At 53.1% G+C, this 22,527-nt stretch carries 17 protein-coding genes; 10 read left to right on the top strand and 7 right to left on the bottom strand.

The window, feature by feature from the left end:
• The first annotated feature begins 1,264 nt into the window (after nucleotides 1-1,264).
• Together NKF26_RS17595 and NKF26_RS24450 are read left to right on the top strand one after the other, a co-directional pair.
• Nucleotides 1,265-2,389 carry a PQQ-binding-like beta-propeller repeat protein gene (locus tag NKF26_RS17595; protein ID WP_253226984.1) on the top strand — a complete coding sequence of 375 codons (1,125 nt, stop codon included), beginning with the start codon at nucleotides 1,265-1,267 and terminating at the stop codon, nucleotides 2,387-2,389.
• Nucleotides 2,390-2,941: 552 nt separating this feature from the next.
• Nucleotides 2,942-3,154 carry a glycerol dehydratase reactivase beta/small subunit family protein gene (locus tag NKF26_RS24450; protein WP_369682169.1) on the top strand — a complete coding sequence of 71 codons (213 nt, stop codon included), beginning with the start codon at nucleotides 2,942-2,944 and terminating at the stop codon, nucleotides 3,152-3,154.
• On the opposite strand, the gene NKF26_RS17590 is transcribed toward NKF26_RS24450, so the two are convergent.
• On the bottom strand, nucleotides 3,087-3,494 hold the full coding sequence (locus NKF26_RS17590; RefSeq protein ID WP_253226985.1) for a heme-binding protein: 408 nt from the start codon (nucleotides 3,492-3,494) through the stop codon (nucleotides 3,087-3,089). The two genes, NKF26_RS24450 and NKF26_RS17590, sit on opposite strands and share 68 nt — an antisense overlap.
• Before the next feature lie 270 nt (nucleotides 3,495-3,764).
• On the opposite strand from NKF26_RS17590, the gene NKF26_RS24445 reads away from it, so the two are divergent.
• Nucleotides 3,765-4,412 (top strand): transcriptional regulator FilR1 domain-containing protein, encoded by a 648-nt coding sequence (locus tag NKF26_RS24445; protein ID WP_253234673.1) that lies wholly within the window; start codon nucleotides 3,765-3,767, stop codon nucleotides 4,410-4,412.
• 130 nt (nucleotides 4,413-4,542) lie between these two features.
• On the opposite strand, the gene NKF26_RS17580 is transcribed toward NKF26_RS24445, so the two are convergent.
• Nucleotides 4,543-6,000 (bottom strand): CehA/McbA family metallohydrolase, encoded by a 1,458-nt coding sequence (locus NKF26_RS17580; protein WP_253226987.1) that lies wholly within the window; start codon nucleotides 5,998-6,000, stop codon nucleotides 4,543-4,545.
• Nucleotides 6,001-6,968: 968 nt separating this feature from the next.
• Complete coding sequence (locus tag NKF26_RS17575) at nucleotides 6,969-7,937, bottom strand: hypothetical protein (protein WP_253234672.1); 969 nt, start codon at nucleotides 7,935-7,937, stop codon at nucleotides 6,969-6,971.
• A gap of 761 nt (nucleotides 7,938-8,698) precedes the next feature.
• Here NKF26_RS17575 and NKF26_RS17570 point away from each other — a divergent pair.
• From NKF26_RS17570 to NKF26_RS17560, 3 genes are all read left to right on the top strand, one after another.
• Entirely contained in the window at nucleotides 8,699-9,613 is a 915-nt protein-coding gene (locus NKF26_RS17570; protein WP_253226989.1) for a 2Fe-2S iron-sulfur cluster-binding protein, read from the top strand.
• On the top strand, nucleotides 9,606-11,939 hold the full coding sequence (gene fdhF, locus NKF26_RS17565) for a formate dehydrogenase subunit alpha (protein WP_253234671.1): 2,334 nt from the start codon (nucleotides 9,606-9,608) through the stop codon (nucleotides 11,937-11,939). The genes NKF26_RS17570 and fdhF overlap by 8 nt, the downstream gene beginning before the upstream one ends.
• 188 nt (nucleotides 11,940-12,127) lie before the next feature.
• Nucleotides 12,128-12,286, top strand: a complete 159-nt coding sequence (locus tag NKF26_RS17560; protein ID WP_253226991.1) for a hypothetical protein — start codon at nucleotides 12,128-12,130, stop codon at nucleotides 12,284-12,286.
• 280 nt (nucleotides 12,287-12,566) lie between these two features.
• On the opposite strand, the gene NKF26_RS17555 is transcribed toward NKF26_RS17560, so the two are convergent.
• Nucleotides 12,567-12,776, bottom strand: a complete 210-nt coding sequence (locus NKF26_RS17555; protein ID WP_253226992.1) for a hypothetical protein — start codon at nucleotides 12,774-12,776, stop codon at nucleotides 12,567-12,569.
• A gap of 335 nt (nucleotides 12,777-13,111) precedes the next feature.
• Nucleotides 13,112-14,377, bottom strand: a complete 1,266-nt coding sequence (locus NKF26_RS17550; protein WP_253226993.1) for a sulfite oxidase — start codon at nucleotides 14,375-14,377, stop codon at nucleotides 13,112-13,114.
• A gap of 260 nt (nucleotides 14,378-14,637) precedes the next feature.
• Here NKF26_RS17550 and NKF26_RS17545 point away from each other — a divergent pair, with 260 nt between their 5' ends.
• A complete protein-coding gene (locus tag NKF26_RS17545) occupies nucleotides 14,638-15,294 on the top strand; it encodes a dihydrofolate reductase family protein (RefSeq protein WP_253234670.1) in 657 nt (218 codons plus the stop codon).
• Nucleotides 15,295-15,451: 157 nt separating this feature from the next.
• Here NKF26_RS17545 and NKF26_RS17540 read toward each other — a convergent pair whose 3' ends face one another.
• Entirely contained in the window at nucleotides 15,452-16,423 is a 972-nt protein-coding gene (locus tag NKF26_RS17540; protein ID WP_253226995.1) for an NAD(P)-dependent alcohol dehydrogenase, read from the bottom strand.
• A gap of 805 nt (nucleotides 16,424-17,228) precedes the next feature.
• On the opposite strand from NKF26_RS17540, the gene NKF26_RS17535 reads away from it, so the two are divergent.
• Complete coding sequence (locus tag NKF26_RS17535; protein WP_253226996.1) at nucleotides 17,229-18,650, top strand: right-handed parallel beta-helix repeat-containing protein; 1,422 nt, start codon at nucleotides 17,229-17,231, stop codon at nucleotides 18,648-18,650.
• Nucleotides 18,651-18,851: 201 nt separating this feature from the next.
• Here NKF26_RS17535 and NKF26_RS17530 read toward each other — a convergent pair whose 3' ends face one another.
• Nucleotides 18,852-19,934: a TrmB family transcriptional regulator gene (locus NKF26_RS17530; RefSeq protein WP_253226997.1), complete on the bottom strand. Its 1,083-nt coding sequence runs from the start codon at nucleotides 19,932-19,934 to the stop codon at nucleotides 18,852-18,854.
• Between the two features lie 164 nt (nucleotides 19,935-20,098).
• Here NKF26_RS17530 and NKF26_RS17525 point away from each other — a divergent pair, with 164 nt between their 5' ends.
• Together NKF26_RS17525 and NKF26_RS17520 are read left to right on the top strand one after the other, a co-directional pair.
• Nucleotides 20,099-21,478, top strand: a complete 1,380-nt coding sequence (locus tag NKF26_RS17525; RefSeq protein WP_253226998.1) for an extracellular solute-binding protein — start codon at nucleotides 20,099-20,101, stop codon at nucleotides 21,476-21,478.
• A 100-nt stretch (nucleotides 21,479-21,578) separates the two neighbouring features.
• The gene (locus NKF26_RS17520; protein WP_253226999.1) at nucleotides 21,579-22,526 is read left to right on the top strand and encodes a carbohydrate ABC transporter permease; all 948 of its coding nucleotides are present in this window, start codon (nucleotides 21,579-21,581) and stop codon (nucleotides 22,524-22,526) included.
• Nucleotide 22,527: the final 1 nt, after the last annotated feature.

The raw sequence follows: 22,527 nt of genomic DNA, 5'->3' as shown, positions 1-22,527 counted from the left end.
ACTGCCTCCGCATTCACACCCCGTTGCAGCGACCCCCCCCGACCACGCTTGAATCGGATGCTGGTCGTCCTTGATCGAGACGCAGTTACGTACTTCCGAATCTCCCCCGAGTCGCAAGCCGTTCTGCGAATTACGGAAGAAACTGTTGTAGATCTTTAGCGGACCTTCCGGTTTCTTCGCATAAATCGTGTTCTCAGCCCAACTTTCGAACCAACACCGGTTGAAAACGAGCTCACCTTTGCCCGATTCGACGAGGATCGCCCGTCGATTTCCGGATTCGGTAGAGGAACACGCTCCGTCGTGGAAGTAACAATCCTGTAAGAGACCGCGGGTGTTCTCGGCCGATGAGAGACGAAAGTACGTTCGCGCGTCGCTCGAATCGTTCGATCCCACATTGGTATCGGTGCTGGCGCGCACCGCTCCACGGGTGATGATGCGACGAAGTTCCCAGTCCCCTGCTTTGTAATTCATCCGTACGAATGGTGGAACGAGAACGTTCCGCATGTCCAATTCGAACCCGTCCAGGACGAATCCGTTAGAATAGACATCTATCCACCGTCTGTTATCTCCCGATTGTCCTGGAATGAGACGAGCGCCGTTCGGGGCAATCAATTCCAGATTGTCGGTCCCAGCAGGGACGACGAACTCGTCGAGTTTGTAGATCCCCTGAGGAAAGAGGATCGTCGTGTCGCTCCCAACTAAATCACTCAGGACGCTGTCGATGGCTGTTTCCCCAGTACTATCTGCACCTTGTTCCACGATGTTATACGTCGGCATTCAGGACACCACCCATTCGATATCGTCCGTATAAGTTTGATGAGTCGATCGACGATCGGTTCGGATTCCGTTGCTGTCGCCGTTTCGAGTTATCGATCCTGTGCCACCTTTCCGACCTTCTTTCGGGGCGTCATACGCCATATTCTCTCATTTCCCGTTTAGAATATTGTTATGAGTCTCTTGATTATATTTAGTGTAGATATTGTATCATCTTCTAATTTTCAGGGAACACATAACAATAATTCTCTCGATTATTGGATTCATTTGGAATATGTTAGAAAACACCCGTGCTAACCGAAGAACCATCTTGAAGACAATGGGGAGCGTTATCGCTGCTACTTCCCTCGAGAGTCGAACAATAACCGCAAACGAGTCTAAATCAGGCCGCCAACGATCTTCATGCTGGACAACTCATCGGTCAGATTCAGGACGAACAGGGACGGTTAGAGATTCTGGCCCGCGATTGTATCCGACGACCGACTGGAAAATGGATCTCTCGGGGAGCATGGATGCGATCGAGCCGATCGTTACAAATGAAACGGTGTATCTCGCGGTCACGACGTCGAACAGTCCCACAGAGGGAGACGGATATATTGGGGCATACGATCGTGCGACAGGTGACCAACTTTGGGAAACGAACCGGTTTCCACGACCGAAAACACCGACGGTTTATGATGGTACTCTGTATGTCGCGACGCGGGTCCCGGAATACCCAGGATCCAACGAGGGCGGATTGTACGCGATCGACGCAAAAACCGGTGAGATCGAGTGGAAACGGACGAATCGGCTGAAGTGGCTCATGCCGGTCGTCGAAGACGATCGACTGTACACTGCAACTGCTGATGGCGCTTACGCACTCGACACAGAAAGTGGGGAAACGATTTGGAAGAGAGCTAACGTCGGTGGACTCTCCGATGGGCTCGGTGGTTCGTTGAGTTACGCGGACGGTACTGTGTTTGGTAGCGACGGTACCGCGTTAGATGCGACTGATGGGTCCGTCAGTTGGCAAGCGCCGGAGGAGAAACGCACGTTCGGAAATCACACGGTTAGCAACGGTAGGATATTCTATATTCGGTCGGACTACATTCAGGGGGATGATAGTCGGGTTGTCGTTGAAGCACGCTCAGCGGCGACAGGTGATATCGATTGGACGTATTCTTCATCAGGTCACAATCGATGGGATGGGCGACTCGCAGTCGCAAAGAACTACGTTCTCATTCCTCATTCGAACGCGACGGAAGCGGGCATTGCTGCTCTCGACGTACGGTCGGGAGCAGTGAAGTGGTCGACAGACTTGTATGGAGATTTCTTTAGTAACCCAACTGTTGCTGATGAGACGGTCTATCTCGGTGGGAGATACCTTCCGGAAGACGACCCTAGGAAGGGGTTTGCAGTCGTTTACGCTGTTGCTCTGAGATCTGGTAACATACGATGGGTTTACCGATTAGACAGTAGTAATCTCAAAACAACGTCAGAAAACCCGTCAGCCGCGGGGACGCCGGTCGTATCGGATGGAAACCTCTACACTGCCACCTATCCAGCCGGATCGACGCTTCGGTATCAGTATCTCGAATATTCGAATTTCTTCGCGCTCAAATCCTGGAACGAGTAGTTTGATGGATAGCTATCCAATTCTAATAAGCATCCGCTAGCCTGCTACGTAGCAGCCTTTCCGCAACCGTGATATTCTCCACTATTCCACGGATTAATGCGCGAATCATACGGTCGCCGTAGCCCAAACGCCTACGAAAGACCACCGGTCGATAGTCTGACCAAATCTGTATACTGAAAGGGTGGAAACATATTGCCATGCACCGACGGCACGAACACCCACCAATCGAGGAGTTTTCGGGCACCATCGATGAGTCAGTGCCATCGTCGGCGGTTGGATACTGTTTGTCGGCTTCATCCCCGCCCTGAAGAGCGAGGCTTTCGCCTCGAATTTTCCGTAACATCGCACCATCGACGCGGGCACAGATCCGGGTATTCCATCGGGTGATCGATCCGAGATACTCGATTTCGTTGAATATGGTATCGAGGAAAAGGGAGTTCCCTGGCAAGTCGAAAGCGTCCTGCGGGACGAACTTCTCGTGATTGCAAACGCGGTGCCGATGATTCACGACTAGGTGTCGGGGTTGCGTTTTGAGACGGTAATCCACGTCGAATTATTCTTCAGCATGAACGGTTGCCAGCAGAACAACCATTGTTCGATTTGGCGTCACCAACAACTGCACAAGCGAGGCATCTTGGGGCGAACAGTGCCCGATCAGCAAAACGAACTCCGTTGAAGCGGATTCGTGATCGCAGTCCTACGATTCAAAGGCTTCGACACCCGCTTCAGCGACGGTTCGGTCTTCTTCAACCGCACCGCCACTGACTCCGACAGCGCCAACGACATCGCCATCAACACGAAGGGGATACCCACCTCCAAAGATTACGATACGGTCATCATTCGTCGAATGAATCCCGAATAAGGACTCGTTCGGCTGACTGGCATTTGCTAGTTCGTGGGTCGGCATTTTCAGGCTCACCGCTGAATAGGCCTTATTCTGGGCAATATCGATGCTCGCTAAGAGAGCATCATCCATTCTGCGAAATGCGACCAAATTAGCGCCTTCATCGAAGACGGCGATACACATCGGTACCTCGATCTCCGACGCTTTCTCTTCAGCAGCCCCGAGGATCGATTCTGCGACGTCTGCACTCACATTAGTCATTGTTCATCACAAGCTTGTCATACGATAACATTGGTCGAAATATAAGGTTTGTGCCGAGTATCGTATGAATTACCGTAGTATTCTGCGGTAGTGATTTGTGCGAGGCGAAAAAATGATGAGACCGGATAAAAGACTCTGGCTATGAATGACTCGTCATTAATCGACTCTTTACTCCGATCTGATGTACGAACGTCTATTCTCATTGCGATCGCTAACGACTGTAATTCGACCCAATCGCTGCTAGACTCCGATCTCGCTAGCGAGTCGGGTGTGTACAACACACTAACTCGCTTCCAGGAACAAGGATTGATACATAGCCCGCAAGCGAACCACTGGTCGCTAACTGGACTGGGGAAAGTCGCGGCCAAAATCATCGACAACTGCCAACAAACCGAGTCAGTACTTGCGATTGATTCCGACTTCTGGCAGACTCACGACGTGACTGCAATACCGCCACGTTTCCGGCTTCGTCTTTCAGAGCTTGCTGGTGGCCAGGTAGTAACGGCTACCGAAACGCGACCATCAAATGCTATCTCTGAAATCGAAGAACGATTGATAAATGCGAACGCAATCAGCGCTATCACACCAGTGTACGACGAGCAATTGGCCGATGCAGGCACCACTGGTGAAATAGAGCGACTCATTTTTGATGAAGCCGTTTTCGACGACGTCATCCAGGAAACCATCTCGTCACGAATAGAGGCCAAGGAGACAATGCGCGTGACAGACGTTTCTGTTACGGTTACCGTTACTGATGACTGTCTTCTCCTTTCACTACCGACGTTGGACGGGACTTACGACCCTCAGGCAGTATTCATCGCCGAGACGGAGGAAGCTCGATGTTGGGGTCACCGCCTTCTCGATTTCTACTGGGATTCTGCAGAGCCATTGGACCACTACTTATCGGGTCAAAGCTGATTTTCTCACCGTCTAGGGATTGCTGTTTCTCGGCCGTTGCATCCGTACGTTCCGCGAACCTTCGCTGATCAGTGCGGTCCGTGAACGTCATTCGGTGTGCCAGGGAGAAAAAAGCTGAAGCGAGGGTTCGTTATGCTGATTCGAAGAAAACTGGATTCGTGAGCCCAACCATGGTATCGTCCGAATCTCTGATTTCAACACGAACAAATTCGGCGGCTTTCGCATTGGTAGTGTACGAGACCTGTTCCGAATCGCTAGCCAGGGAGACGGCCTTGACAATACTGTCCTGCGTGTGGAACGTAACAGTTGCGTCCTTTACTCCCGTTACAGTCATCTCAACTTCGATAGGCGCATCCTCCGGGCGTCGAAGATATTGCCCCGGAATCACGCTCCGACAACCACTGATCGCTTGCAAATCGACGGAAACGGAGTCTGAACGCGCGAGATAACTGTTCCCGGATGAAATACCGGAGAGAATGGCATCTGTTCCGAGTTCCGATGCGTAGACAATCGTGTGTGGCAAGCCGATTTGGTCGTCGTAATCGTGTGCGTCACTCGCCCCGACAGCCGGAAGATAGTGCCCTTCACGAAGCATTCGGTCCCACGTCTGGAGTGCGGCCTCGTCTTCCCACGTCCACGGTCCGTTCCAAACTTCGATGGCGTCCATTACCTCATAGCCGAATCGCCAATCACAGCCTTTGTAGGGGCAGAATGGATGATTCGCCACAGCGAGTCCTCCGACATCGTGTACCTGCTCGACGTGAGACGACAAATCGTCATCCGTGGGTTTGTACCGCCAATCGATCCATTGGTCCGAATCGAGACCGAGTGCACCGTAGTGGCCCGCACGTGTGGTTACCTCCTCACCGTTGACGATGAGCAGATTTGGACGGGTGTGTTTGCCCCAAATCTGGTTCGCGGTCGTCGTGTTGTGCTCCGTCGAGACGAAGAAATCGAGGCCAGCATCGACGACCCCGGAAACGAGGTCAGCGGGAGTATACGAACCATCGGAATGAACGGTGTGGAGATGTAAGTCACCCCGATACCAGCCTGCGGTTTCGTTGACGGGGGTGCTTGGTGCTGGTTGTGGCTCGAAAGCGGGTCCCGGGGTGGACGACCGCATGGTGACGTCGATCGTGTAATCTATGCCTTCTGCACCGACACGGTACGGACCCAGAATGATGTACCACGTTCCGGCCTGGATTTCACCAGGATAGTATCCCGGTGTCGCCTCCGAACGAGAGAGCATGAACTTGGTTCGTGCACCACCGGACCATCCTCGGAACCCACTCACGTCGTCAGATGCGTGCCCATCGGAGTCGAAAATGCCGATATCGAGCAGGTTCTCGGCCGATTTGTTATACTCATATTCGACGTGTAGTTCGGTAATATCGTCCTCGACATCGAACGGAACGTACACCCAGTTCTGAACATCCGGTTCGAGATGTCCCGTGATTCGTTTTACTTGCTCGCCGGGTTCCCCCTGTGTAAGACCGGTTATTTCAGTGGTAGCGATACCCACGACACCGAGTGAGCCAACTGATCGGAGAACCGTCCGTCGAGACGTCTGCTGGTCGTCTGGTTGCATTATGTCTCTAGATATAGATTATACAACTCCACAATATAATTTTATAATTTATATATGAAGAATACAATCTACAAACTGGCGGATAAGAGAGCTATTGAACAGTAGAATCCCAACGTAGATATCCCTTCAATAATGCACTCGGACGTTGAGCTCACTATCTCAATGGAGTACACGACCGACGCTTCGTGAAGAAGAGAAAGTTGAGTCCGCGGGTTGTTCTCTGGTTGGTACTGAATTGACGGCTACGAAAATAGAGAACACGATACTCGTGGTCAAGTCGCCGACCTTGACAGCGATATGTTCGATCAAGATGGATGTTGGTGTTTCAATTTCTCGCCGATTTGTCCAGGAACTGGCGTTCCACAGTCTTTACACTTCCACGTTGGATAGACATCACCCTGTTCCCTGATGAGGTCCTGTTTGAACTCGAGAGTCGCCCCACAGACACATCGGTAAGACGTGGGTGACATACCTAGTGGTTCGTGACGGTATCCGATAAACTACAGGTGACCGAACCGTATCCGAGATTCATTGAGACATGGTTCACGAACGGGGGTGGAATCGAACCACCGGGGCCACGAAGTGGCCGCCATCGACGTGGTGTCGATGGTGCTTCTACCAACAAGCAACCCGTTCTCGTGAAACGATGCGTGGTCGTGCCAGCACAACCACACAACGGACGTTCGGCATCAGGCGCGGAGTTTGTTCGTTGACGATGCTCAAGCGTCACACGACACGACAACCTGACTGATGTAGTGCGACGCTCGCAATTCTTCTATCGTGCGCTTCGAGTATTGTTATTGAGTGCCTGATGGTAGAGAAAAGCCTTCCACGAAGGAGAGGGTGCAGCTCGGAAGCTCTGATATGATCTCGTGTTTCAGTGACGGAATTGATCTTTAGAGACGAAGAAAATGAGCGGTGAGCGGACCAGATTCGACAGAATCGATGGCCGTGAGGCGCTTATACTCTCAGAATAGACTAGTGAAAAAGGACTCTATCGAATGGAGTACCGAACTAAAGTCGTTCCAAATCTGTCCGAGGACGGATTGTTTGTCGTTCGTACTCTTGGTCGCTTGTTTCACTGTTGTCGTAGCTGTGTTGCTACTCGTTTTTGTTTGGGTTGTTTTGGTCGTCTTGGTTGTTCGGGTCGTTTGCCGTGTTGTCGTCTTCGGCTGGCACGATTTCGACGAGATTGTGACCGGTTTGTTCATATTCAGCTTCGTTCGCGTGGGGTTGTTTATGTCCCCCGAGAGAACTTCCCATCGCTTTATTTCTCCATGGGTGTCATTTGAGAGGACGGCTTTCTGGTTGAACTCGGGATTAATGGTAAACTCAAAATCGTTACCCAGTCCCCGATAGGCCATACCATCTGTGCGTTTTTTACCGTGGGCCCAACTGGCCTCAAGGGTCGCCACTTTCTTTCCGTCCGAATTGCGGTATTTCGAGAGGTCCCACTGGTCGTAATTCGTCTGAAGTGGATACTTATCGTCTTTGACGGCAATCTCTCCATCTGCAGGAAGATTGGTGATTCGGAACGTGACCGCACCCCCCGAGCCAACACCCTTCTTATCGTGAACCGCGACGAGACTCAGCCCTTTCGGTCCCTGGTAAAGAAAGAGGATGCTCGTATTCTTCCGTTGTAGGTTTGTCGTCCCGAAAGAGGCGTACCGGAACGATGACGGATGGGTAAATGGTGTCCGGAAGTCATAAAATTTCTCCACAGGAAGTCCCTTTGAGAGCGGTTCGATAGGAATACATTTTCCGTCCTGTTCGAGGGAATATTGGGAGGGGCCGTGCGATTGACTGGCCGTTGCCGTCGAGATAGTTCCAAGCACGGTGGTCGAAGCAATGGTCGCTTGTAGAAATTGGCGACGGTTAACGGAGGGAGGACTCTGGGACATCCTCAACTCAATGTGTTCCAATCCTCTTCGTTCCATGCCGTCTAATCCGAATCAGTAGGAGTCACACGAATCGGTAGGGACCACGTTCACTGTCAAACCAAACAAAGAAAATACGATCGGCGATTGAAAGACTCCCCAAGTATGGTACAAATATACGGAGAGATACGAGTCCAGATCTGAACCAGCGGCTAAGACGACAATTACATCGAACAGTATAATGATCATAATGGAAACAATCGCTACTGATGAACAACCAGGATTTGGAATCGATATAGCCCTCGTTTGGATCGTTGGAGGAAGATGGTATACGCTCTACAATCGAATTCTGATTGGGCCTCGAATGCAGGCCGCCAGCTTTTCGAAACAGTGCGGCGCTCGGAACAGAATACCGAACTGGTCAACTTTCGCGAGATGCGTGCCGAGAGTCAGCAAGTCGAGGACAAGTACCTCGATGTGCTTGAGCACGCGTAGAACGTCGCCAAGACGAACGACGTAATGGTTGCACGGCTGAGCTATCGCGAAGTCGCGATATATTCTGACTGTGCGTACACGAACGACGACCACCGAACGATGGAGGATGGCTGAACGTGTGCCTGGGGAAAGATACCTATGGTTTCTGGAAACCGCATTCAAATATATCCAATATTATATTGGTTATAGACAATAATTCTGCCATCATAGCTAAGTAAATTCCCGAGTGAATTTCAATCGATTGCATTACCTAATGGAACCCGAGTTACGTTCATCTGAGAAGGCAGGAGAGTTTCGAGGAGGAAACAGCAATACCCCGAGGGAAAATGAGTTCTGATTCCATTTGGGAAGATTCCCACGACGGTCCCGACCTTCCGCTGAATGACTATATCCAGACAGGGACAGCGAACGACCCAGTCGTCGAGACTTCGGAAAGTGCGAGAATCACCATCAACGGTGAAACAGTAACGGTGGAGGAAGGGGGAACGCTTCTCGACGCCATCAAGCAAACTGACGCTGAAGAGAATGTTCCGGCACTTTGCTCCTACGATGGAGACGACCGAATCGGTCCGCGAAGCGAGTGTCGGACATGCATGGTCGAAACAGAAAATCATGGTATCGTTCCATCGTGTAGCTTCCCGGCAGAGGACGGTATGGTCGTTCGAACGGATGCCGAAGTAGCAGCAAACGCACGTGACGTGAATCTCGATCTTCTGCTTTCGGACCATAACCTTCGGTGTACGACCTGCGGAAAGAACGGTCGATGTGAGCTTCAGGATGTTTCTATTGAAAACAACGTCGTCGAGCCACGATACGGTGTCCTCGACGACCGTGATGAGTACGAACCACTGGACGAGTCATCACCATTCATTCAAATCGACCGCAACAAGTGTATCCTCTGCAATCGTTGCGTCGAAGCCTGTAACGATGTGCAGGTGGAAGGGGTGTTGCGGATAGAAGGGAACGGGGACGACACACGAATCGGGTTCCAGAATGGCATGGAGACGATGATGGAATCGACGTGTGTCTCCTGTGGTCATTGTGCGACTGTTTGTCCAACCGGTGCGCTTGTCGAACAAAAAATGACCGACGTTGCGACGATTCCGATTCCTGGGTTCACACAGGAGAACAGCATCGGCAAGACCATTGGCGACGATTATGAGCATCAATCTCGGCAGATGACGCCGATGAAAGAACACCGAAAACAGCGCAAAGGAGGTGCCGAATTCGACGATGACTGATGACGATACTGAAAAGAAAGGCGTCGCAGGCTTCATGTCTAGAGCGAAAGAACAGGCTCAATCCACAACGGAAAAACTCGAAGACGGCAGTGCTTTTGAAGCCCTCGAACACGCTGCCGAAAGCTTCGCCGCGAACACGATGTCCGAGGGGAAGTTGTTCGAGACGGCTGACGCGGTAAGCGACTACCGACTCAAGGATGTCGATGTGACCGACACGACGTGTGGTTACTGCGCTGTCGGCTGTCGGTTCGATATCTATTCGAAGGATGGCGAAGTTCTCGGCGTGCGTCCGAACCCCGAAAAAGCACCGATAAATGGAATTTCGACCTGTGTCAAAGGAAAGTTCAGCTATGAGTACGTCAATAGTGAGGACAGACTTACCCAGCCGCTTATAAAGGAGAACGGTGAGTTCCGGGAAGCCTCATGGGACGAGGCGATCAAACGCATCGTCGCGGAACTCGGGAGGATCAAAGAGCGACACGGGGCTGACGCACTGGGCGTTATCTCTTCGTCTCGGACCTCGAACGAGGCAAACTACTTGATGCAGAAGTTCGCCCGGCAAGTACTCGGAACGAACAACATCGATAACTGCAACCGGCTCTGTCACTCGCCGACCGTCGCGGGACTGTCGCAAACGGTAGGATTCGGGGCTGCCTCGTCAGGAATCGATGCGTTCGAGAATGCCGACTGTTACGTCATGGCGGGGTCGAACACGACGGAAGCTCACCCGGTCCTAGCGACCAAAATCAAACAGAATATCAAGGATAACGGCGCAGACGCGTTCGTCTTTGACCCACGGAAGATCCAGATGGCCCAATTTGCCACGCAATATTCCCGCGTGAAACCCGGCTATGACACTGTTTGGATCAACGGATTGACCCGATACATTATCGAAAACGATCTGCACGACGAAGAGTTCATCGAGGAACGAACGGTCGGCTTCGAGGAGGTGAAAGAAGGTGTTGAGAAGTTCACGCCTGAGTTCGTTGAAGAGAAGACGAACGTTCCACCGGAGGAACTGAAAAACGCTGCGGAAACCATCGCCAAGGCCGACTCGTGTGTGTTCTGCTGGACGCTCGGGCTGACCGAACATAGCCACGGCACCGAGAACGTCATTTCCATGGCGAACCTTGCGCTCGTCACCGGCCACGTTGGAACGGAAAAATCGGGGCTTGCACCGTTCCGTGGTCAGAATAACGTCCAAGGTGGGGGTGGTGACATGGGACCAACACCTGGAAACTTCCCGGGGTATCAGAAAGTAACAACTGACGAAACTCGAGAGAAGTTCGAAGATGCCTACGGCGTTGACCTTCCGGATAAGCGGGGCCTCACTGTCACCGAACAGTTCCTCGCGGCCGACGATGACGAAATACGTGGGATGTTCGTGCAGGGAGAGAATCCCATCTACTCGGAACCCAATCTCAATCACACTGACGAGATCATCACTGGACTGGACTTCCTCGCCGTACAGGATATCTTCCTCACCGACACCGCAAAGCATGCAGATGTCGTCCTCCCTGCAAACGCGTCGGTCGAGACGAACGGGACATTTACGAGTTCCACCCGTCACGTTCAACTCGTTAAACGGGCGGTCGATCCACCTGGCAACGCGAAACCCGACTGGGAGATCACTCAAAAACTCGCTAAACGATTCGGCTACGACTGGGGATTCCGGAACCCGAGCGAGATAATGGACGAGATCAACGAACTCACGCCGATTTACGCTGGCATCACACACGAACGGCTTGAGATCGAAGGGAGTATCCCGTGGCCGTGTTGGGATGAAGACCATCCTGGTACACCGAACCTGTATTTGGACGAGTTCAACACGGACGATGGAAAGGCCCACATGTTCCCGACCGATGTCTCAGGCCCGGTCGAAGCAGACATGGACGACGAGGAATTCCCGCTGGCGTTGACGACGGGTCGCGTCCTTTATCAGTATCACACCGGGACGATGAGCAACCGGGAACCCGGAATTCGATCGTATACGGATGAACTGTTCGCCGAAATCCACCCCGCTACGGCGGAGAAACTCGGTATCTCCGACGAAGAATACGTCAAAGTGACGTCTCGAGCGGATTCGATTACGGTACTGGCACAGGTAACCGAACGGCCAAGCGAAGACGTAATATTTGTGCCGATGCACTATTTCGGCGACGACGGTATTGCCAACAGGTTGACCGATGCAGAACACTTGGATCCACAGGCTCACGTCCCCGAGTACAAAGTTACCGACGTACGTATCACGCCGGTTGAATCGGAGTCGGCACAATCCGCTCCCAACCCCGTCGCTGCCGATGGGAATGGACAAAACGATAACTGATAGTCAGATTATAGCGACGAAACCACCGAGTAGAGATCGTTTAAACGTGTCGAATCTCTAGTGACATTCAGGCATACATTGACGACGGTTTTGACACTCGGCTCCAGCCCCCCTTTCGCAAACTAGGGTAACGCTTGTCCTCCTTTCTGGCTCCCTTGTACGCGGATATAAAGTGCTGATTTATTTGTGTGTCATACCTGTGTCACGACGAGTCACGAACGCTGTCGGTCGATAACGCGACGGGCGTCGGTGGTCATCACATCGAGATGATGTTCGCCCACCTCGACTTAGCCAGGTGGATGCAAGTCCACGAAGCCAACGGGGAAGTAGCGGAGGGAGGACGCTGATTAAAGCGTTGTACTCACGGAGGTTCGCAGAACCCCTTCTTCGGTGACGTCGCCACCCGAGATTCACACCACATTGCCGGTGAAACATGGTAGTGTGTCGGTTACGGTAGAATGCGTCTGATCTTGCGAACACGAGGGGGTCGCAACCGCGACCCCCTCGATTACAATATTACCCTCACCACCGACAATCGAAGTCGGCTTGATTGAAAGAGAACCGAAGTATTCCGAACTGACGAGCCAACGGCTGAATACGATCCCTCGTTGTCCATTCTAATCGGGGTCAAACTGAGTCCGTAGTGGGTTCTCCCCCGTCTTCGGTATCTTTCCGAGACCCGCCTTGGCTGTTCTTTTGCTTGTATTCTCGCCACTCGTACCAGAGGACGAGGAGGGTGAGGCTGATCAACGCGCCTATCCTCTGTCCGTTGACAATACTCCCGACGAGACTGAAAATCAAGAGGAATTTCACTACCCCGCTAGTCGTGATGTTCATACTATCAATTCCAGTTCATCCTCTAAATATGTGATCGTCAGTAAAACGATTTGGAGCTAAGTTCGTCAATCCTCGTGATTCCGCAGTTTGACGAGATTCTTGCGACCGGTATCCCTGCGCTCCCCAAAGGATCGGTTATCTATGCGCTCCTATTTATGGCGTTGATGGTGGTGCAGGTCCACGAACTTCTCCCCCTAATCGATTCAATTATCTACTCACGTCTTTACTCGTGATTCAGAGTGTGGGACCTAGTCTGTCGGCCCCGAAGTGGCGATGGGCCACTCTAACCCGCATACTGAATTTGCCGACGGGAATTGACAAGCTACATCACAGCTTCAATTTTCATGTTGAGAGTGTTCATCCGATTTGCGGACTTCGACAGTTACAGCGTTCGGTTCGTAGGCGTTCGCGGCGTACCCACCTTCGTTCCAAGGGAAGTTGTCCCCATCGAGGCCATCGTGCCACCCATCCGGATCGGAGATGTGTTCGGGTTGCCGTCGGCCGAGTTCATCCGTCGCACGCGACATGAGGACATGTTGTCCTGGTGTGGCGTTCCAATCGTACCGAAATAGCCGCCATGCACCGTCATACGCAGGGCCGAATAGTTCCGCGTCGTTCCACGTCTCGCCATCGTCAGTTGAAACCTCCACGCGTTCGACTGCGTTATCCCCCGCCCAGGTAACACCGCGTACTTCGACCGGCTCGGTTTGTGCTGGGATGTTTGACTCGCCATCCGGTGTCCCGATCACTGACATCACGTTTGTGTCGAACGTATACGGGTATTTGACGCCATTCTCTAGTTGGTCCCACGTGTCCCCTGTATTGGCAACCTCATTCGTGTCGGGCTCGATTCCCTGTGGGTGCAAGCGATAGGCGACTTGTTGCCAAAACGCATGTTCTCCCGGTCTATCGAGAGAACCCTCGACCACCATGGAATCCATGATCTTGAGCTCATCGACCCACTTCACGTTGTTAACGCCATACCAGCCGGGAACGATCAGTCGAACCGGATAGCCGTGTTCTCGTGGGAGCGGTTTGCCGTTCATTTCGTAGGCGAGGATGCAGTCGTCGAACACCTTCGTGAGAGGTATCGAACGAGCGAACACGTCGTCGCCATCCGATGGATCACCTCCGATAGCAGTGAGCCACTTTTCAGCAGGTGATTTTATTCCGTTCGCGTGGAGAATCGAACGGACAGGAGTTCCAGTCCAGACAGCGGTCGCTCCGGCTTCGAAACCCCACTGTACGCTGCCAGTTTCGGGTCGATGTTGGCCGCGACCGTTGCCCGCACATTCCATCGTGTGTGCTACCGCAACCCTCGGAAACTCGTTGATGATGTCGGACAGCGAGAGTTCGGCGTCGACGTGACCAGTGAGGGAGATGGTCCATGTATCAGCATCGATGTCCGGAATATCGTTTCGATGGCAGACGAAGTGTTCTTCGATCGGCGTCAACCAGTTAGCGAAAGTACGTCGGTGAGCGGCACCGACAACCGTGTACTTATCCGCTTCATCTCGGACCTCCGTTACGCCACCATCTTTTGTCTTTAGTATCTCCTCGATCTCCTCGTGACGACTTTCCCGCGGAGTTTCGGTTGCCATGCTAGTCTTTCACAATCGGTTGGTTATTATCATTTTCGCCGGAGCGAATCACCAGTTACTGCGTGGTTTCACTGAATATCGAGACGGTCTAGCGTATGAAGGAGAAACCGGACCGCTTCCCGGGAAACGCACCGGAGTAGCACGTCGGAGACTGTACAAATGAGGAAAAAGCCCAACTATCGAATATCGTTATCGCAGGAATACATCGACTTGCTGAGCCACAACGGTCTTGCAGGAATATAGCGATTGATGTCCCTATAATGAGCGAGACAAACACGGACGAAGGAACGGGAAAAATCGTGGTAGGAACGTTCTTGACACTCGATGGAGTGATGCAGGCACCAGGTGGTCCAGAGGAAGACCGTGACGGTGGCTTCGAGCATGGGGGGTGGTCGGTCAACTACTGGGATGAGAAGATGGGAGATGTCATGGACGATCAATTCGCGGAGACCGATGCGCTGTTGCTCGGCAGAAAAACGTACGAGATCTTCGCCGCCCATTGGCCCAACGTCGATGCGGAGGGTGACCCCATGACAGAGAAGTTGAATAACATGCCCAAATACGTTGCCTCCAGAACCCTCGATGCGGTGGAATGGAACAACTCGACGCTCCTTTCAGGCGATGTCGCGGAAGCCATCGAGGACCTCAAGGACGAACGCGGGGACGTGATTATGGTGCAGGGGAGCCACGATCTGATCCAGACCCTGCTTGCACACGATCTAGTCGATGAGTTCTGGCTCTGGATCTTCCCCCTAGTTTTGGGAGACGGGAAACGGTTGTTCGAGGGCGGAACGATTCCAGCAGCCCTCGTGCTGACGACTGCCGAGACGTCGAGTACGGGAGTCCAAATGCTCCGATTCGACCGAGCAGGGGAGATCGATTATGGTTCGTTCGCTGTGGATGATGAAACGGAGTAGTTGCCCCAACTTTCGAATCACGGAGTGGAATTGATCATCAGTTACGAAGAAATGACGACCAGCGTCGAAAGGGATATCCGTGGAAGTCTTAACGTATCATCGCACGAGATTCGCGATAAGGGAGTAAACCACGTCGATGTTAGTATTGAATACTAACTTATGACAGTGTAATGACGACGTTCCCTGTTTTGTGCCCCGTATCGACGTATCGGTGAGCGTCCGCGATTTCGTCCAGCGAGTACCGTCTGTCGATCACCGAGTGGATTTCTTCGGCTTCGATAAGTTTCCTCAAGGACTGGAGATGGGCGACCTTCTCTTCCGGTGATTTCAACCCGGTGGCGGTGAAGACTGCCCGTTTACTGCCGGATAGCTTTGTCCACCCCATCTGGAACAGGATCGCCGGTGACGGAACCGTCGTCATATAGATCCCACCTCGCTTGAGCGAGTCTTCACACCGCGAATACGAACTCTTGCCTACCGTGTCGAATATGATGTCGTATTCCTTGCCGAGCGTAGTGAAGTTCGTTTGCGTATAGTCGATGACCGTATCGGCACCGAGCGATTTCACCAGGTCAACGTTTTTCGTACTGCAGACGCCGGTGATCTCGGCTCCGAAGTGGTTGGCGAGCTGGACCGCAAAGGTCCCGATCGATCCGGATGCCCCGTTGATGAGGATCGATTGGCCACGCTGAATATCCGCCGTATCTCGAAGGAATCCCATCGCCGTGAGTGCTCCATCACAAACTGCGGCAGCTTCGCTATCGCTCATATTCGACGGCATTACCGCAAGCGCTCCATCTTCGGGGAGACAGATGTACTCGGCATGCGCACCACTATCGGGAGCAGCGGTTCCAAACACTCGATCGCCTTCACCAAATCGTGTGACGTCGCTACCGACTGCCTCGACCTCTCCGGCGAGCACGTCTCCCAGAATGGAGTTCGGCTTCGTGAGCCCGCTGAAGAATCGCACGACAAACGGTTTGCCTCGCCGAAAGGCAGAATCCGACGGTCCAACCGTCGTTGCGGCGATCCGTATCAGTACCTCGTTATTCTTGGGTGTCGGTTTTGCGACCTCTGTAACACGGAGAACATCTGGGGATCCGTATTTCGTCGCCACGACGGCTTTCATTCGAGGACCTGCCAGAGCCGATCGTTCGGTGGTACTGGTGGACATTTTGACCCCTTATACGGCAGCGAACCTCCTAAACTAGTAGTTATGTCATTTGAATTGCATAACATAACGAGGGTGTGCGGAAGCCGAGATTGCTGCTCTCAACGCACTAGGGAGTGAACGCTCACCACGTTGCTTCGTTTCGATGGACTACCGAGATCAGGCGTTGAGTGGGAAAAATTGTGAGCCAGTGAAGGCAGACGATAGGACGACATCTGCTTCGGGCGTGGACGACAGGCAAACGTCCTGAGTGGTGTTTTTCTAAGTCAATACGACGCATATGCATGTGGCATGCTATCACACTTAACTATTTCTATCAGACAGAGGCTCTTTGAACGAAGAACGAATCACGGCGATGTGAGCTGGATTGGCAGTTCGTTTTCCGACTGCATCGTATCTCTGGCCGAACCGAAACACGGTCTCCAATCATCAGTGCATCGTCCACTCACGACCAATTGGTGTGAATACCAACGTTGCCACAAGCCCTCATCATCGAGCCATCCGAGAAAGACACTGATGACCACATCACGGAGATGTACGGAGAAGAGAATTATATGAAACAATGGTCATTCCCGACGATAGTCCCACATGGTTTGGAAATTCAGTTTTTATATTTTTTACTATAATTGAAATAATCTGGGCATAAAATCTTAAACTCCTCTCTATGGGTATTCTCGTGATGGCTCCAGACCGACAGAAACAGACTAAAACAAACCGTCGTTCGTATCTCAAACTGGCCGGTGTCGCTGTAGGCTCGACTGCAATGGTTGGCGAAAGCGTGGCCGCGACGTCCGGTCTTGAAGACCAGTACGAGACGGTAATCGACGTCACGGATGAAGGAGTAGATCCGACCGGGGACGAATCGATTTCACCGATCATCGAAGAGTTAGCGGGGAGCGATACGCTGTTACAATTCCCGAGTGGGGAGTACTACATCGATAAGCGGATTCGCGTCACCGGTTGCGATAACTTCGCCATGGTCGGAGACGACGCGACCCTAATTCCGGCATCGTTCAGTGAATTCGACGATAACGGCGACTGGGATTACAAATTGTTCCGACTGGGGGTCGAATACGACCCCGTGACGAACCCCCGGGTGGAGAATTTCACGGTCGATATGAGCCGTGAGAATACCGGCGTTCGAGTTATCGAAGCGGCCGCCGACGATGGATTGGTCGTCCGTGACATCGACGTCATCGGCACTCACGATAGCGGCGCCTGGGGACCCGGACGGTTCGTCATTACAGAACCCGACGGCACGGGACTCGTCGAACGGTTTTCGGCACCCGACGGTGCAGTTGCGACGGTGAATGCACCGGGAGACAAACTAGAGTGGGGACCGACTGGAATACTGTGTAATCAGAACGCGGGGACGATGACTTTCCGCGACTGCGTTCTCGGGTCGTTCCCGGACCACGGACTGTATGCGTCCAATGGCACGGGGTCCGTTCACGTCGAAGGCGGCCGCTTCCAGAACAGTCTGGGGGCGAACGTCCGCATCGGTGGGACAGAAAGCACCGTCAAGGACGCGACCATCATCGTCGACCAACAAGACGGGTTCGGGCGTGCCCAACAGGGCCTTCGATTCGATAACGGCGGCTATGTCGTCGCATCAAACCTCGATATCAAATCGAACGTTTCCGAAAGCCCGGCCGTTTGGATCGACGAAAGTACCGACCGAAGCGATCTCAATAATAGCACCATCACGGTACGAACCGACGATGCAGTCTCCGCGATAATGGTTCGCCCGGGGTCGGGAGCAGCCTTCATCCAGCGCTGTGATGTCACACACGAAGCGGGTGGCGGTGCGGCAATAAAAATCAGTGACGGTGAGAAACGAGTGAAACTCTTGGATACCAGCGTCACAGGACAAGCGGCTGCGAACGGTACGTATAGCGCGATCTACAATGATCGCGATAACTCCATCTTCCACGGTCTTACCGTCGATCACGGCGGCGACGCTGGCCGCCATGCACTGACCAACGACGGCACGAACTGTGTGATTCGTGGCGGGCAGTACGTGTCTGAAAGCCATGCGCTCGTCGAAAGCGGCGATGGGACACTGATCGAGGACGTCTCTGCTCGCTCGGAGTCCGGGAAACCAGCCCTACAAATCACCGAGAACGCGGAGGACCTCACGCTCAAGGACAACGATTTCGACGGCGGCGTCGAAGACGACCGATAAGCGGGCACCACCGGAGACGAACGAATCTTCGATCGGTCGTCGAAACGAAGGACGTCAAACACCTCGCAGGAATTATCTTTTTCGGGAACGATACACGAGGAACGGCCAGGGACAACAGTTGTAGCGACGAGCAGTCTCCCCCGCTTTTGGTGAGGACGATACACATCGATCGACGACTGGACACCGCTCCAACGAATCCGGTTAATCTGTATATTCGATGGACTCGATCGTCAATCGCTCCAGTTCGATGTCTTCCACTTGTGGGAGCCACCCACCGATACTGTGAGTGGTTTCCCCATCGTCGACGAATATCGAGACTTGACCTGACACTTCACAGAGTGCCGGGTAGGTGTTGTCGGTCGTCGGTCCCGAGAAAATCAGGTCGGTAACCCGTCCGGAGACGTGTCGTTCTTCCCCCGTCACCCTGTCGTATCCTCGTGCCGTTAGCTGAATCGTCGCCCCTTCGTGGAACAGTGGTGCGATATCGGCCACGCACTGACGGATGTTTACGTAGGTAAGTGGTGGTGAAGCGTCGTGCACCGAGTAGATCGTTTCGAACGAGTCCCACAGTGTCGTCTGAAAGTACCAGTGAAAAACGTAGGTGAGTTGCCGATTATCCGCGATGATGCCGAATTCCGTTCCGCTCCCGCGTTGTGGAGCGAAACAGACTCTCGAATGGTCGACGATGACGACGAACGGTGTGAGGAATTCTCGATAGCACACTTCCGATGTCGTATTCTCGAAGTCGAGGTAGTCATCGGGGGGGAGCGAACCGTCCATCGACGGAGAGAGGGACAGTTTGATGAAAATATCACGGTCGTGAGCTTCGTGGAGCACGGGACGGAGTTCGTGGAACTGTTCGGGTAGTACGGCTAACCGGACCTCGTTTTCGGCGGTTCGGATGTACTGTCTGGCACGTTCGATTACGGTTTCGAGTCGTTTAACGACGGTCAGATCATTCTCGGTGAGTTCGGGTTCGTCCCACAAGTCGTCCAGTTCGTCGGCCGTATCGGCGAACGATTCGGCCCGTTGGCGTAGGTCCGCAATGACCGCATCCGGGTCTAGGACTCGTGCTCGTAGATTGTCCTGTTTATAGATCTCGACGTGACCATCGGATTCGAGATCCCTGAGCACGTCGTAAACACGTGATTTCGGCACATTGCTCGCATTTGCAAGGTCAATTGCCGAGGCGGATCCCCGTTTCAAAATTTCCAAATAAACTTCGGCCTCGTACTGTGTGAAGCCTGCATTCTGTAGTGCTTGTAAGGATACAGTCTGCTCCATTAGCATAGACGGATTACAATTGAGCGGGTAAATGGATTACTACTGCAGTGAGTAGTTGGTCAATTCACCGAAGAAGTGGTTGTTAGTTCTATTCACTAAGTGAGTTATTACACCAGGGAAAAATTAATATAGTATAATGTCGATTTGGATTCTTGTAGTACGACATGCGCAAACAAACCACATCCGAAAGTCTCGATCGGCGAACCGCACTAAAGCTAAGCGCTACGACGGGGTTGAGTGCCTTTCTCGGCAGTGTTGCTGGCTGTCTCGGTGGGAGCGGGTCCGATGGATCCTCCGGGAAGTTGGTGACGAAAGACCACATCGGAGCGAGCGACCCGAAAACGTCGCTCACCTACTGGATGCTCCCTGATGCGTCACACGTTTCTACGGAAAACGAGGAATCGGCAACGGTCATCGAGGGGTTCTTCAAAACGTGGGCGAAGGATCACTCCGACGCCGGTATCGACATCGAATATCAGACGAACCTCGAGCAGATGAAAACGAAACTGCTTCAGGTCGCCGCCAGAGGGAGCGCGCCATCGATGTCGCAGGTCGACTCCTTCTGGGTGCCTAGCTTCTACGATAAACTCCAACCGGTAACTGACGTGATCGACGACCCCGACGACTGGTATCCGTTCGTCAAGGACGTGATGGTCAAGGGAGGTGAATGGAAATCCGTGTGGAAAAACACCGACTGTCGAGCCTTGTACTACCGACAGGATTTGATGGACAAGTACAACGACGGAAACCCACCGGAGACGTGGGACGAACTCATCTCGGTCGGAAAAACCATCAAACAGAAGGAGAACATGAACGGGTACATGTACAACGGGGGCAAGTGGGAGGCGACGACGTTCGATAACTTGGCCATGTTCTGGGCACAGGGCGGTGACCTCGTGAACGACCAGGGGAAACCCGTCCTGGGAGAGGACGCGAACAAGAAAGCGTTGCTCAACGTGTTCGACTTCTTCAAGCGTACCATCGATTCCGGGGTGACGCCGAAACGCGTCGCCAACATCAACGACTACGCGCTCCTCCGACAGGCCGCACTGAACGACGAAACGGCGATGTTCCTCGGCGGCAACTGGCAAATTTCGGTGATCAAGCAAAAGGCCGATAAAAATACGTGGAAGAACTGGAAGGTCGCTAAAATCCCCCAGATGAAGGCGGATATGGCAGCGACGGGAACTGGCGGTTGGACCGAGGGCGTATTCGCCACGGACGAATCGAAGCGAAAAGCCGCCGCCGCGTGGGCAGGGATGTACGCCACGAAAGAAAATATGGCCAAGTACTGCAAGGCGTCGGGTAATCTGCCGACCCGAAAATCGGTCTACGAGGGAACGAAATATTTCTCGGAGGACCCGTACATGCAGGTCTACAAGAAACTGCTGGAGGACGGCCGAGCGCGCCCCGGCTATCCGATCTATCTCACCATCTCTTCGGAGTGGCAGGCCGCCGCCGGGAAGGTCATCACGGGGCAGGCTTCCCCCGAAAAAGCGGTGAACACGATGATCAGCAACGTGAATTCCCAATATAATAGCTAAGAGGATGAAGGACATGACAACGTCGATAACCCTCGTGAGAGCGAGGGATAGATCGGTCGATAATCGATGTACGACCCCTCGGCAAGGAGTAATCTGAGCCATGTCGGTAGAATCGAAGCAGTTCTCAGAGCGGGTCCACAGGCTGTTCATTGATGTTACGGATCGCCTCGAACCGATTCAAAATACGCCACTGACGTGGATAATCCCGGCCGTGCTGTTCCTGCTTACGTTCCGGCTCTACCCGCTTCTCGAAGCCATTCGAATGAGCTTCACGAACATGAACCTCATTCAACCGTCGTATCACTACGTCGGGTTCGAAGCTTTCACCCGGGTTGTCTCGGCACCATCATTTTGGACGATGGCACGGGTGACGGTCATCTTCGTCGCCATTAGCGTCGTTCTCCAGATCGTGTTGGGAATGATTCTCGCCCTCGCGATCAATCACGGGGTGAAAAAACACCTGTATGGAAGCGTCACGACCCGCGTCGCCGTATTGTCCGCGTGGGTTATCCCGGGCATCGTGATCGGCATCCTCTGGAAGATCATGTTAATCGAGACCAACTATGGGATCGTGAACTACTTTCTCGTGCAATCGGGATTCCACGTCGTCTCGTTTCTATCGGATCCGCAGATCGCGCTTCTCTCGACTATCGCTGCCAACACGTGGCGAGGCACCGCATTTTCGATGATCATGTTGTACGCCGGTCTCCAGCAAGTACCACAGCACCTGTACGATGCGGCGCGGGTGGACGGGGCGGGACCACTGGAGCGGTTCCGCTACGTCACCCTGCCACAGATAAAACCCGTCGTGTTCATCAACCTGGTTCTGATCACCATCTATACGCTCAACACGTTCGATATGATCATGAGCCTCACGGGAGGCGGGCCCGGGCACGCGACGGAGGTGCTCGCGCTCTTCATGTACGACGAAGGGTTCAAGCAGTTCAATCTGGGACAGGCCGCCGCAGTAGCCGTGATGATGCTGGCAGTAAACGTCGTGATGACCGTCATCTACATGCGCTTGTTTATCAACGAGGAGGAGTTCTGAG

This window comes from Haladaptatus sp. AB618, assembly GCF_024136965.1.
GTDB lineage: Archaea > Halobacteriota > Halobacteria > Halobacteriales > Haladaptataceae > Haladaptatus.
The sequence above is the reverse complement of the archived record's forward strand: the minus strand, read 5'-3'. Positions and strand labels throughout refer to the sequence as shown.